The organism is Halorubrum miltondacostae (genome assembly GCF_041379815.1).
GTDB classification, from domain to species: Archaea; Halobacteriota; Halobacteria; order Halobacteriales; family Haloferacaceae; genus Halorubrum; species Halorubrum miltondacostae.
In genome coordinates this window covers 1-12,531 of sequence record NZ_JBEDNY010000007.1, presented here as the reverse complement: position 1 = coordinate 12,531, position 12,531 = coordinate 1, and the positions used below count along the sequence as shown (strand labels likewise).

14 protein-coding genes and 1 rRNA gene are annotated in these 12,531 nt (G+C 68.1%); 10 read left to right on the top strand and 5 right to left on the bottom strand.

The annotated features are described in order from the left end of the window. The first annotated feature begins 86 nt into the window (after window positions 1-86). Window positions 87-1,031 (top strand): NAD(P)H-binding protein, encoded by a 945-nt coding sequence (locus ABNG04_RS15565; RefSeq protein WP_371163296.1) that lies wholly within the window; start codon window positions 87-89, stop codon window positions 1,029-1,031. Continuing rightward, the gene (locus tag ABNG04_RS15560; protein ID WP_371163295.1) at window positions 1,028-1,696 is read left to right on the top strand and encodes a DUF7530 family protein; all 669 of its coding nucleotides are present in this window, start codon (window positions 1,028-1,030) and stop codon (window positions 1,694-1,696) included. Before ABNG04_RS15565 ends, ABNG04_RS15560 begins: the two co-directional genes overlap by 4 nt. A gap of 118 nt (window positions 1,697-1,814) precedes the next feature. Here ABNG04_RS15560 and ABNG04_RS15555 read toward each other — a convergent pair whose 3' ends face one another. After that, entirely contained in the window at window positions 1,815-1,982 is a 168-nt protein-coding gene (locus ABNG04_RS15555; RefSeq protein WP_004599209.1) for a DUF5786 family protein, read from the bottom strand. Between the two features lie 125 nt (window positions 1,983-2,107). On the opposite strand from ABNG04_RS15555, the gene ABNG04_RS15550 reads away from it, so the two are divergent. Further along, entirely contained in the window at window positions 2,108-3,157 is a 1,050-nt protein-coding gene (locus ABNG04_RS15550; RefSeq protein WP_371163294.1) for a DUF5784 family protein, read from the top strand. 60 nt (window positions 3,158-3,217) lie between these two features. Here ABNG04_RS15550 and ABNG04_RS15545 read toward each other — a convergent pair whose 3' ends face one another. Further along, a complete protein-coding gene (locus tag ABNG04_RS15545) occupies window positions 3,218-3,502 on the bottom strand; it encodes a DUF5789 family protein (protein WP_371163293.1) in 285 nt (94 codons plus the stop codon). Between the two features lie 147 nt (window positions 3,503-3,649). On the opposite strand from ABNG04_RS15545, the gene ABNG04_RS15540 reads away from it, so the two are divergent. The 3 genes from ABNG04_RS15540 to hemB are packed head-to-tail and all read left to right on the top strand — an operon-like array spanning window position 3,650 to window position 5,740. Beyond that, window positions 3,650-4,522 (top strand): PHP domain-containing protein, encoded by an 873-nt coding sequence (locus ABNG04_RS15540; protein ID WP_371163292.1) that lies wholly within the window; start codon window positions 3,650-3,652, stop codon window positions 4,520-4,522. 25 nt (window positions 4,523-4,547) lie between these two features. Then, entirely contained in the window at window positions 4,548-4,712 is a 165-nt protein-coding gene (locus ABNG04_RS15535; protein WP_006114727.1) for a DUF6757 family protein, read from the top strand. Between the two features lie 47 nt (window positions 4,713-4,759). Then, a complete protein-coding gene (gene hemB / locus ABNG04_RS15530) occupies window positions 4,760-5,740 on the top strand; it encodes a porphobilinogen synthase (RefSeq protein WP_371163291.1) in 981 nt (326 codons plus the stop codon). A 39-nt stretch (window positions 5,741-5,779) separates the two neighbouring features. Here the strand turns inward: hemB and ABNG04_RS15525 are convergent, their stop codons facing one another. Further along, the gene (locus tag ABNG04_RS15525; RefSeq protein WP_371163290.1) at window positions 5,780-6,022 is read right to left on the bottom strand and encodes a ferredoxin; all 243 of its coding nucleotides are present in this window, start codon (window positions 6,020-6,022) and stop codon (window positions 5,780-5,782) included. A 319-nt stretch (window positions 6,023-6,341) separates the two neighbouring features. On the opposite strand from ABNG04_RS15525, the gene ABNG04_RS15520 reads away from it, so the two are divergent. Together ABNG04_RS15520 and ABNG04_RS15515 are read left to right on the top strand one after the other, a co-directional pair. Continuing rightward, window positions 6,342-6,596, top strand: a complete 255-nt coding sequence (locus ABNG04_RS15520) for a DUF7967 family protein (RefSeq protein WP_371163289.1) — start codon at window positions 6,342-6,344, stop codon at window positions 6,594-6,596. 82 nt (window positions 6,597-6,678) lie between these two features. Further along, window positions 6,679-9,339 carry a valine--tRNA ligase gene (locus tag ABNG04_RS15515; protein ID WP_371163445.1) on the top strand — a complete coding sequence of 887 codons (2,661 nt, stop codon included), beginning with the start codon at window positions 6,679-6,681 and terminating at the stop codon, window positions 9,337-9,339. 26 nt (window positions 9,340-9,365) lie between these two features. On the opposite strand, the gene ABNG04_RS15510 is transcribed toward ABNG04_RS15515, so the two are convergent. Then, complete coding sequence (locus ABNG04_RS15510) at window positions 9,366-10,421, bottom strand: quinone-dependent dihydroorotate dehydrogenase (protein WP_371163288.1); 1,056 nt, start codon at window positions 10,419-10,421, stop codon at window positions 9,366-9,368. A 94-nt stretch (window positions 10,422-10,515) separates the two neighbouring features. Next, entirely contained in the window at window positions 10,516-10,719 is a 204-nt protein-coding gene (locus ABNG04_RS15505; RefSeq protein WP_049931938.1) for a hypothetical protein, read from the bottom strand. 363 nt (window positions 10,720-11,082) lie between these two features. On the opposite strand from ABNG04_RS15505, the gene ABNG04_RS15500 reads away from it, so the two are divergent. Together ABNG04_RS15500 and ABNG04_RS15495 are read left to right on the top strand one after the other, a co-directional pair. Beyond that, window positions 11,083-11,412, top strand: coding sequence for a non-histone chromosomal MC1 family protein (locus tag ABNG04_RS15500; protein ID WP_297886594.1), 330 nt, complete (start codon window positions 11,083-11,085; stop codon window positions 11,410-11,412). A 519-nt stretch (window positions 11,413-11,931) separates the two neighbouring features. Next, window positions 11,932-12,531: ribosomal RNA gene (locus ABNG04_RS15495) — 16S ribosomal RNA — on the top strand; the annotation flags it as partial.

Below are 12,531 nucleotides of genomic sequence, written 5' to 3'. Positions count from 1 at the left end.
GTTCGGCGGCGGCTCGCGCCCTCGTCAGGTCGTCTCGCCGCTCCGGGCGGGCCGAGGCTTATGGTCGTTCCGCCCGAGTGAACGGTATGCGAGTGCTCGTCACCGGTGCGACCGGATTCGTCGGGAGTCGGCTCATCCCGGCACTCCTCTCCCGCGGCCACGATGTGGTCGCGCTCGTCCGCGACGCCGACGGCTACGCGCCTCCCGACGGCGTCACCGTCGTCGAGGGCGACCTCCTGGAACCGGACACGCTGCCGCCGGCGTTCGAACTCGACGGCGAGACCGTCGACGCCGCGTACTACCTCGTCCATTCGATGGACGGCGGCCCCGGGTACGAGGAACGCGACCGGAACTGCGCGACCAACTTCGTCGAGGCCGCCTCCGACGCGGGGATCGGGCGGATCGTCTACCTCGGCGGGCTCGGCGAGGACCGCGAGGAGCTCTCCGAACACCTCCGGTCGCGCCGCGAGGTCGAGCGGATCCTCGGCGACGGCGACCCGGCGCTCACGACGCTCCGGGCCGCGATCATCATCGGCGCCGGCAGCGCGAGCTTCGAGGTGGTCGCCGGCCTCGCGCGGCGGCTCCCCGTGATGATCACCCCGAAGTGGGTCGACACGCTGTGCCAGCCGATCGCGATAGCCGACGTGGTCGCGTACCTCGCCGGCGTCCTCGACGCGCCCGACACCGCGGGCGAGACGTTCGAGATCGGGGGGCCGGAGGTCCTGACCTACGCCGAGATCCTCCGCCGAACCAGGCGACAGCTCGGCGGGGGGCTCCGGATCGTCAGGGTGCCCGTGTTGAGCCCGGAGCTGTCGGCCCGGTGGCTCCGGCTCGTCACCGACGTGAACCCATACCTCGCCCGGTCGCTGGTCGAGGGGCTCCGGAACACAGTGATCGTCGAGGACGACCGGATCCGCGAGTCCGTCCCGATCGAGCGCACTCCGTTCGAGCTTGGGGTCGCCCGCGCCCTGACCGAGTCGCGGAACGCGGAGGCGTCGCGACTGAGCGCGCTGCCCGGGGTATCGCCGTGAGCCGAGAGTACGGCGAGACGTGGGTGTACGAGAGCCTCGTCGGCGGGATCCCGGGGCTCGACGTCCCGCGCACGCTGGCGGTCGCGCTCCAGTTCGCCATCTTCGAGGTCGGCGTGTTGGGCCTCGGCTGGTACTACGGGACGTGGGACGCCGTGATCGCCGGGACCGTCGCCGTCGTCATCGCCGCGATCGGCAGCGTCGAGATGCACCGGCTGGGCGCGAAGAACCGCCTGCTCGGGACCCCGCCCGAACACAAGCGGCTGCTGTTCGGGTCGAGCATCGAGATCGTGTTGGGCGTACTGGCGTTCATCGCCCTCGTGACGTACCTGTTCGCGTGGGACGGCACCCTCATCGACCGGCTGTTCGGCGCGGACCCGCCGATCCCCGTCGTCTACCTCACCTTGCTCGTCCTCTGGGACCTGACGTACCGCATCGGCACCTCGTGGTGGAGCGCCGTCGTCGCGCTGTGGCGCGCGGTCCACGTCGACCTCTCGCCCGACGAGCGGTCGACGGTCCGGCGGCTCGACGCCGAGAACATCGGGTTCTCCGTGATCCAACTGGCGCTCGTCCCGTTCCTCCTCACCGAGCCCGTGCTGCTCGGCGCGGTCGTCGGACACGTCATCGCGGTCGCGCTCGTCTGCGGCGCGGCCATCCTGCTCACCTGAGACGCAACCGCCCGCCCTTCCCGAACGCGACTCGACTTCCGATCGTCTGCCCTCGACAGCGCAGCCGCTATCGGCGTTCGAGAACGGAATTAGAAGGCGCGGCGTCGCCGCGGCCGCGTCACTTCCCCTGGAGCTCTTCGAACTTGTCGAGGAGTGCCTCCGTGGAGTCGCCCGAGTCGTAGGTCAGCGAACCGGAGTACTCGGGGCGCTCCGCGTCGAAGTCCGCGTCGACTTCGCTGGTCTTCTTCTCGCGACGCTCGTGTTCGGCCTCGTCATAGGCACCCATTGACATGGTACGACTACACTTGGCTGTTTCCTGTAATATACTTGTTGGTAAATGTGTCATCAATGATGAATGTTCGGCCCAGTTCACCGGAATCGATTAACCCCGCGACGTGATACCTCACGCCCGTGGCACAACCGCTCCGCTTCAGGCGCTCGTCCGGCCGGTGGACCCCGGATCGGGTCCGCTCGCAGCTCGGTCGCCCCCTCGACGACAATCTCGGGGCGACCGCCGGCGACCCGTGGTTCGCGCCGCCGCCCGGCTACGAGGCACGTCGGTTCGACATGGACGACGGGTCCTTCGCGCTGTTCTGCTGGACCGACGACGACGCCGACCCGCCTGCCGACGCCGGCGGGGGCCCGGCGGGCTACTGGCTAGGCAACACGGAGACGCCGAGCGAGCTCTGGCGGACGGACAAGTACGGGTTCGACGAGGCCCCCTATCCGGTCTCGCGGTGGGCGCAGCGGGAGCTACTCGCCGGGCTCCACGACGACGAGCCGTGGCTGGCCGACTACCCGCACGTCTCGTGGTTCTTCCTCCCCGTGTTCTGTTCGAAGGACGGCGCCGAGACGAGCCGGGCGTTCTTCCGCGACCACGCCGCCGGGTTCCCGGACGCGACCCGCGACGCGGCGACCGGCTTCGTCGAGGAGACGCTCCGGCCGGGGATCCTCGACGACCACCGCGAGGTGATGGCGGGGAAGCTCGGGACGTCCGCCTCGCAGGACCTCGTCCGGATGAGCGCGGCGATAGCCGAGTTCACCGCGGCTCGGATCCTCACGCGGGCGGGCTACGAGATAACGCCGGAGATCGAGGTGACGACGGGCCACTCGCTCGACTTCCGCGCGACGGAGCCCGACACCGGGACCGGCCACCTCGTCGAGGTGACGCGGCCGCAGCCGACCGCCGGTCGCTCCGCGAACGACCCCGTCGCGGCCGTCCGCGACACCGCCGAGACGAAGACCAGCGGACAGCTCGCGGCCCACGCCGGCGGTGTCACGTTGTTCGTCGACTGCTCGTCGTTCCCCGCCGACGAGTGGGCCGCCGTGCGCGAGAACGAACCCGCGGTCCGGCACAAGCCCGCGGTCGTGTACCGCGCCGAGCCGGACGGATCGATCGAGGGCTACCGGAAGGGGTCGGTCCCGGTTGACCTCTCCGGGGTCGTCGACGGCGTTTCGTAGCCGCGTCGCTCCGGGTTCGGGTCTCGAGAAAGGGTATGGATCGCCGGTCGGTTCGCCGTGTCAGAACGAGACCGGCGTCGGTCCGTCCTCCGCGTCGGTGGTCGGGTCGCGGTCCGAGTAGAACCGACGACCGACCCCTCGGTGACAGACGCCCGCCCGGAGCGTGGTGAACACGTCCTCCGGGTCCTCGAACGTCTGCTCGCCGAACCGCTCCAAGACGTCGCCGAGCCGCTCGGACCCGTTCGCGAGCTCTACGGTCGCGTTTCCGTGAGCCGCGATGATCTCCTCAGAGGTGGTCGGGTACTGGTGCCGTTCGAGTCGGTCGTCGACGCCGTTCAAGCGCATCAACAGGTCAGAGCCAGCGATGGTTGTTAATGATTGTCCATGTACGACCTTAGTCGGAGGGGATACCTTATACGACCTTATACGACCCCTGGACTGGCCCCTCGACGGACCGCCGTCGCTTAGTGTCGGGCGGCGCTACCGACGGTCATGCCCCCAAACTCAGCGGATCCGGTCGTCGCCGACCTCCACGCGCACACCGACGTCTCCGACGGCACGCTGACGATCGACGAGGTACCCGCGGCCGCCCGCGAGGCCGGCGTCGACTGGGTCGCCGTCACCGACCACGACCGCGTCCACCCCGGGATCGACGCGCCGGTCGTCGAGCGCGACGGGGTCCGGATCGTCCGCGGAATCGAACTCCGGGTCGACGCCGGGTTCGAGCGGCTCGACCTTCTCGGCTACGGCGTCGAACACACTGACGCCCTCGACGCGGAGATCGACCGCCTCCAGCGCGACCGCCGGGAGCGCGGCGCGGCCATCCTCGACGCGGTCGAGGAGCGACTGGACGTCGACCTCGGCGTGGAGCCGCGCGCCGGACTAGGGCGACCGCACATCGCGCGGGCCATCAACGAGTCGGACGCGCCCTACGACTACGCCGGCGCGTTCGACGAGCTGATCGGAAACGACGGCCCGTGCTACGTCGCGCGCGACGTGACGCCGCTCGACGAGGGGCTCTCCCTCCTCGACGACGCCTGCGCGCTCGTCGGGCTCGCCCACCCCTTCCGCTACGAGTGCGTCGACGAGGCGCTCGACGTTGCCCGCGAGTCGGCCGCGATCGACGCGGTCGAGCGGTTCTACCCGTACGGCCGCGCCGTCGACGACGCGCGGATCGACCGTGTCGCCGGCGAGGCCGACCTGCTCCGGACCGGGGGCACGGACGCGCACGAGCGGACGCTCGGCGTCGCGGGTTTGACCGCGTCCGCGTTTGCCCCCGTCCGCGATCGGCTCCCCGAGCCGGTCCCGGTCGAGGTGCTCGGGGCCGGAGAGCCCTCGGCCCCGACGCCCGACGAACAAGATTAAGCCCGCGCCGACCGGAGTACTGGCCATGCGGTGTCACTACTGCGATCGGGAGGCCACGTACGAGGCCGAGCAGCGCGGCGTGGTCGTCGGGCTCTGCGAGTCCCACTTCAAACAGCGCGTCGAGGAGCTCGCCGAGTCGGACGAGCTGGCGGAGCTCCGCGACCGGATCGACATCGAGTCCTCCGAGTAGTCGCGCGGAGACGAACGCTAAAAGTCGGCGGGACCCGAACGCCTGGTATGGACCTCACGGACCGTCCACGCCGACTCCGGACCGACGGCGTCCGCCCGCTCGTCGCCGAGACCGCCCTCTCGGCGTCGGATCTGGTCGCGCCGGTGTTCGTCGACGCGACGACCGACGAGCGCGTCCCCATCGAGACGATGCCCGGCCACGAGCGCGTGCCGGTCGACGAGGCGGTCGACCGCGTCGCGGAGATCCGCGAGACGGGCGTCGAGGCCGTGATCCTCTTCGGCGTTCCCGAATCGAAAGACCCCGAGGGGAGCCGCGCGTACGCCGAGGACGGCGTCGTCCAACGCGCGATACGCCGGATCGACGCCGAGACCGACGTCACCGTGATCGGCGACGTCTGCCTCTGCGAGTACACCGACCACGGCCACTGCGGCGTTATCGAGGAGGGGGCTGAGGCGGACCCGACGCTCACGGTGAAGAACGACCCGACCCTCGACCTGCTCGCGCGCACCGCGGTCTCGCAGGCCGACGCGGGCGCGGACGTGGTCGCCCCCTCGGCGATGACCGACGGCCAGGTCGGGGCGATCCGCGAGGCGCTCGACGCCGCGGGCCACGAGGAGGTCGCTATCCTGAGCTACGCCGCGAAGTACGAGTCGGCGTTCTACGGTCCGTTCCGCGACGCCGCGGACGGCGCGCCGGCGTTCGGCGACCGCCGGCACTACCAGATGGACCCCGCGAACCGGCGGGAGGCGCTCCGCGAGGCGCGGCTCGACGCCGAGCAGGGCGCGGACGTGCTGATGGTGAAGCCTGGACTCCCCTATCTCGACATCGTCGGCGACCTCCGGCGCGAGTTCGACCGACCGATCGCGGCGTACAACGTCTCCGGAGAGTACGCGATGCTCCACGCCGCCGCGGAGAAGGGGTGGCTCGACCTGGAGGCGACCGCGCTGGAGTCGCTCGTCTCGCTCAAGCGCGCGGGTGCGGACCTGATCGTGACGTACTTCGCCGAGGACGTGGCCGACCACCTCTAACCCGGATCGCGTGGGCGTCCCGTACGGCGACCGGCGGCGTCACACCACCTGCTCGCCGTCGTCGTCGTACACCTCGATGGCGTCGACCGGGCAGACCCGCGCCGCGAACTTCGCGTCGAACTCCTCCCCGTCGGGCACCTCGACGACGAACAGGTCCTCCTCCTCCTCGGTGCTGCCTTCTAGATCGGCCTTCCCGTCGTTCAGGTTCTTGTCGAAGGCGTCCCACTCGGCGACGCACTGGTACATCCCGACGCAGGTGTCGCGGTCGAACTCCACGTACATGACCGTCTGTTCGGCGAGCCGATACAAAGCGGTGACGGCGAGACTCGCGGGACTCCAGCGACTCCCAAACCGGATCCGTCGAAACCACCTCCAAAGCCCCAGCTGGGAGGGAGTCGTACACTCGCTGTGCTCCTCGGTCGCTCACTTCGGTCGCTCTCTGCGGTGCTTACGTCGCCTACGGCGCCCCCTCGCCTACCCGTTTAAATCTCACCCAGCACCGCAGCCTCATACCTCCCCAACCCCTCTCCGACACCAATCCCTGTCCGGGTCCCAGCGGGCGACCGTCCTTTTTAACTCGCGGAGGCACCCATCGCCGCGTATGACCACGGTCTGGCTCGTCGACCGGCAGTTCGACTCGAAGGGGCTCGTGCGGCTCACCTACGCCACCGAGGACGGCGAGCGGATGCACATGAAGGAGCTGGCCGAACAGCGGCTCGTCACGGGCGGCGGGATCACCGCCGGCCGCGACGTCGACGAGACCGCGCTGGGCGAGACCCCGGCGGACGAGGTCGAGCGGTTCGCGTCCGAGGCGTCGAGGATGGCCGCGGAGCACGACGTCGACGACACGGTCTGACGGCCGCAGACCGCGGCCTCCGTCCGCGCCGCCCCACACAACCGAGGCCGTTAAGGGGGAACCGGCGGAACGTGTGACCGAAATGCCCAGTGGTGAGTACGACCCCGACGCCGTCGAGCCGCGCTGGCAGCGGCGATGGGTCGACGAGGAGACGTACGCCTATTCCGACGACGACCCGGTCGACCCGAACACCGTCTTCTCTATCGACACGCCCCCGCCGACGGTATCGGGGAGCCTCCACATGGGCCACCTGTACGGGTTCACCCTCCAGGACTTCGTCGCGCGCTTCGAGCGGATGAACGGCGGCGAGACGTTCTTCCCGTTCGGCTACGACGACAATGGCATCGCCTCCGAGCGGCTCACCGAGGACGAACTCGACATCCGGCACCAGGACTTCGAGCGGCGCGAGTTCCAGGCGAAGTGCCGGGAGGTCTGCGCCGACTACGAGGAGCAGTTCACCGAGAACGTCCAGTCGCTCGGGGTGTCGGTCGACTGGAATCACACCTACCAGACGATCGAACCGCGCGTCCAGCGCGTCTCGCAGCTCTCGTTCCTCGACCTGTACGAGCAGGGCCGGGAGTACCGCGAGAAGGCCCCCGCGATCTGGTGTCCCGAGTGCGAGACCGCCATCTCGCAGGTCGAGACCGAGGACGACGAACAGGGGAGCCACTTCAACGACATCGCGTTCCCCGTGGTCGGGGCCGACGCGGACGACGACCTTCCGGCCGAGTTCGTCATCTCGACGACGCGGCCCGAGCTCCTCCCCGCGTGCGTCGCCGTCTTCGTCCACCCGGATGACGACGAGAACCGGGACCTCGTCGGCGAGTCCGCCGAGGTACCGCTGTTCGGCCACGAGGTGCCGATCATCGCCGACGAGCGCGTCGACATGGAGACCGGCTCCGGCATCGTGATGTGCTGTACGTTCGGCGACCAGAACGACATCGAGTGGTACCAGGTCCACGACTTGGACCTCCGGGTCGCCATCGACGAGTCCGGCCACATGACCGGCGTCGCCGAGGCGTACGAGGGGCTCCACGCCGACGAGGCCGGCCAGGCCATCGTCGAGGACCTCGACGAGGCGGGCGCGCTGCTCGACCGCCGCGACATCACCCACACGGTCAACGTTCACGAGCGCTGCGGGACGAGCGTCGAGTTCCTCGTCACCGAGCAGTGGTACATCGAGATGCTCGACAAGACGGACGAGTACCTCGCGGTCGGCCGCGAGATGGAGTGGTCCCCCGAGAAGATGTTCACCCGGTACGAACACTGGGTCGAGGGGCTCCAGTGGGACTGGCTCATCTCCCGCCAGCGCTCCTCCGGGATCCCGTTCCCCGTGTGGTACTGCGAGGACTGCGGAGAGGTCGTCGTCGCAGACAAGGCCGACCTCCCGGTCGACCCGCTCTCCGACGACCCGCCGGTCGACGCCTGTCCGGAGTGCGGTCACGACGCGTTCGAGCCCGAGGACGACGTGCTCGACACGTGGGCCACCTCCAGCCTCACGCCCCTGATCAACGCCGGATGGGACTGGGACGATGAGGCAGAAGAATTCACCATGGAGCGCCCGGAGCTGTACCAGTTCGACCTCCGGCCGCAGGGCCACGACATCATCAGCTTCTGGCTGTTCCACACTCTGGTGAAGTGCTACGAGCACACCGGCGAGGTCCCGTTCGACGAGACGATGATCAACGGGCACGTCCTCGACGAGAACCGCGAGAAGATGTCGAAGTCCGTCGGCAACGTCGTCGAGCCCGAGGCGGTCCTCGAGGAGTTCCCCGTCGACGCCACGCGCTACTGGGCGGCCGGTACCGCCGTCGGCGACGACTTCCCGTTCAAGGAGAAGGACCTCCGCGCGGGCGAGAAGCTGATCCGGAAGCTGTGGAACGCCTCGAAGCTCGTCGAGTCCCTCGCGCCTGAGCCGTTCCCGGCCGAGCCTGAGGACGGCCTCCGCGAGCTCGACCGCTGGCTCCTCGCGGAGCTCGACGCCGAGGTCGAGCGCCTCACCGACCTCCTCGACGACCGCGCGTTCTCGAAGGCGCGCGACGAGCTCCGGAGCTTCTTCTGGAACACGTTCTGTGACGACTACCTCGAGATCGCGAAACAGCGCGAGGACGACGCGGCCGCGTACACGCTCCGGACCGCGCACCGCCGGTTCCTGAAGCTGTTCGCGCCGCTCCTCGCGCACGTCACCGAGGAGCTGTGGCACGACATGTACGCCGACGCGGCCGACGGGGCCGCACTCGCGGACGGCGCGAGCGACTCGATCCACCTCACCGACTGGCCCGAGCCGCTCGGGATCGAGGCCGACCGTGACGCCGGGACCGCCGCCACCGCCGTCGTCGGCGCGCTCCGGAAGTACAAGAGCGAGAACCAGCTCCCGCTCACCGCCGCGCTCGACGCGGTGGAGGTGTACGCCGACGTGCGCGGCTTCGAGGACGACATCACCGGCGTGATGCACGTCGACGACCTCGCGGTCCACCCCGATGGCGACGCGCCCGTCGAGACGGTGATCACCGGGATCGACCTCGACTACGCCACCGTCGGTCCGAAGTACGGCGACCAAGTCGGCGACATCGAGGCCGGCTTGGCGCAGGAGGAATACGAGCTCGACGACGACGAGCTCCGCGTCGCGGGCGTCACGCTCGTTGACGAGGAGTTCGCGGTCGAAGAGGAGCGACAGTATCAGGGCGAGGGCGAACTGCTTCAGGCCGACGACGTCGTCGTCATCGTGCGCAACGACGCCTAACCGGCTTCGTTTCCGTTTTTACCCGCTCATAGGTCCGCGCCGACGGCCGCCGCGACCGAGTCGAAGCCGTCCCGTTCGAGCAGTTCGAGGAGTCCTTCGTTGATGTCGCGCGCGAGGCTCGGGCCCTCGTAGACCAGCCCTGTGTACAGCTGTACCAGCGAGGCCCCGGCGCGTATCTTCTTGTACGCCCCCGCGGCGTCGGAGATTCCGCCCACGCCGATCACGGGCACGTCCGTCCGCTCCGCGACGAACCGTATCCGCTCCGTCGCGAGCGACTCGACGGGCTTCCCCGAGAGCCCGCCCCGCTCCGCCCGGTTGTGGCTCCCCAGCGAGTCCGGCCGCGACGTCGTCGTGTTCGTCGCGATGACGCCGTCGAGGTTGAGGTCGTCGACGACGCCGAGCGCGTCCTCGACCGCCGGCTCCGGGAGATCCGGGGAGAGCTTCACGAGGAGGGGGTCGGCGCCCGCGTCGTCCAGCGTCCCGAGGATGCGTTCCAACGCCTCGCGGTTCTGGAGCTCGCGGAGCCCCGGCGTGTTGGGACTGGAGACGTTGACGACGAAGTAGTCGCCCGCGTCCGCGACGCGCTCGTACGTGTAGCGGTAGTCGTCGGGGGCCTCCTCGAGCGGCGTCGACTTCGACTTCCCGATGTTGATCCCGACCGGTACGTCCGGGAGCGGGTCGCGGTCGAGCCGCTCGCCCACCCTGTCCGCGCCCTCGTTGTTGAACCCCATCCGATTGACGAGTGCCTCGTCCTCGCGCAACCGGAACAGCCGCGGACGCGGGTTCCCGGGTTGCCGCTCCGCGGTGACGCCACCGACCTCGACGTGCCCGAACCCGAGCGACGCCAACGCCCGCGGCACGTGCGCGTTCTTATCGAACCCGGCGGCGACGCCCACGGGGTTCGGGAACGCCGTCCCGAACGCGTCGACACCGAGCCGGTTGTCGTCGACGACGTATCGACCGGCGAGCGCGTCGCCGACCGGCGTTCCCTGGACTCCGCCCAGCAGTCGGTGGATCAGTCCGTGCGCCGTCTCCGGCGGCAGCCGGAACAGTGCTGGCTTCAACAGATCGTACGCGCCCATCGTCTGAGTGTCGTCACGAGCGACAATCAATCCGCCGACCGCGGTCCGCGTCGCTGTCGCTCGGCGTGGCGATAACTTCGCTCACCCGCCCGCGTCAGAAGTCGTGTTCGAGTTGCTCCGGGTTGGCGTCCGCCTTCTGGATGATTATCTTCCCGTCTCGGACCCGGACGAACACCTCGTCGCCGATCTCCATGCCGGCGACGGCGAGTTCGTCCTCGTGGAGGTTCACGTGGACGTTGTGGTACTCCCCCTCGTCGTCCTTGGCGCCACTGGGGCTGAGCTTCTTTTTGCGGACCATCGCGGGTGTACTTGTCGCACTTCGCCATAGCAGACACATAAGTGTTGTTTACCCGTACTCCGCGCCGGTCTCCGCCTTTCACTCGCGTCGGTCTGCGTAGTCAAGTCGGCGTGGTTCGCGTCAGGAGCTGCCTCCCGACCCCTCGACAGCGGGCGGAGCTCGAACCACACGCGGCTCCCGGAACTCCGCTCGCGCGGGGGCGACGGCTCGACAACTCCGCCCCGACAGCGGCGACCGACTCTCTTCGCTCCGCAAAATCGCAACCAGCGGCCGGGATCGTATATAAAGATTGTGCCGTACAGCTTTCATTTCCCCGATATATTTATTACACACTGTGTGCTGGATTCACACGGAGGCAAAACCATGGTACGTGAAGACGGTAAGCGAAACTTTGCCCTTCGGGAGGAGGACGGATCGGAACCGAGCGAGTTCTCGGGGAACATGCCGCGGCAGGCGGCACTCAAAGCGGCCCGGACGCTCGAGCCGGCGCCCTCTGAAGAGGACGCGGACCGAACGACCCTTCGGCTCCGTGAGAAGGGGACGCGGAAAGTCCACGAGTACGAGGGATGGGCCTGGAAGGACAGCGCTCCGGAAGTCGACGAGGCGGACGAGGACTTCTGGCTCAACGACCTCGACGACATCACGAAGGCCAACGTTTCGAAGCAGGGTATCGAGTACCTCGAGGAAGAGTAACCCCGGGCGTTCCGGTTCCGATCTCTTGTTTTCCGCACCGTGTAGCCCCATCGCTACGGAGTCGATCACTACGTCACCACAGAGAGACTGTCTCGGACAGCGCTCTCTGTGCTCGGGCTCGATCCGGTCAGTTACGCCGCTCCTCCCGGCATGAAATCGCATGACGTGGCGTCGGTAGTTCGACGGGGTTAAGTACAACCCGGGCATTCGAAGAAATGCGAAGAACGCAACGCGGACTCGGGCCGTTCAACTCGGCCCGGTTTCGCTGGACCAGTACCGTTCCGATGGGTTTATGACCCGTCGCCCGGTACGTTCAGGTCCGCGAAGGATGAGGATCACGCCCCCTGCGCTCCGGCGTAAGCGGTGATCTGATGTGAGCCGTGGTCGTTCGGTGTCATCCAAGCCGCTGGATGGACCGGACACCACACAGACCAATGCAATGGTGTGTCAACCCTCTTCACCGAGATTGACACCCGCCAACACCCCCTTCGAGCCGGGAATCAGGCTCGAAGGTTATTCATTCCGGTTGATCCTGCCGGAGGCCATTGCTATTGGGATCCGATTTAGCCATGCTAGTCGCACGAGTTCAGACTCGTGGCGAATAGCTCAGTAACACGTGGCCAAACTACCCTTCGGAACACAATACCCTCGGGAAACTGAGGCTAATAGTGTATCCCGTACCACCACTGGAATGAGTGGTACGCCAAACGCTCCGGCGCCGAAGGATGTGGCTGCGGCCGATTAGGTAGACGGTGGGGTAACGGCCCACCGTGCCAATAATCGGTATGGGTCATGAGAGTGAGAACCCAGAGACGGAATCTGAGACAAGATTCCGGGCCCTACGGGGCGCAGCAGGCGCGAAACCTTTACACTGCACGACAGTGCGATAGGGGGATCCCAAGTGCACAGGCATAGCGCCTGTGCTTTTCGGCACCCTAAGGCGGTGCCAGAATAAGGGCTGGGCAAGACCGGTGCCAGCCGCCGCGGTAATACCGGCAGCCCAAGTGATGGCCGATCTTATTGGGCCTAAAGCGTCCGTAGCTGGCCGCGCAAGTCCATCGGGAAATCCACCTGCTCAACAGGTGGGCGCCCGGTAGAAACTGCGTGGCTTGGGACCGG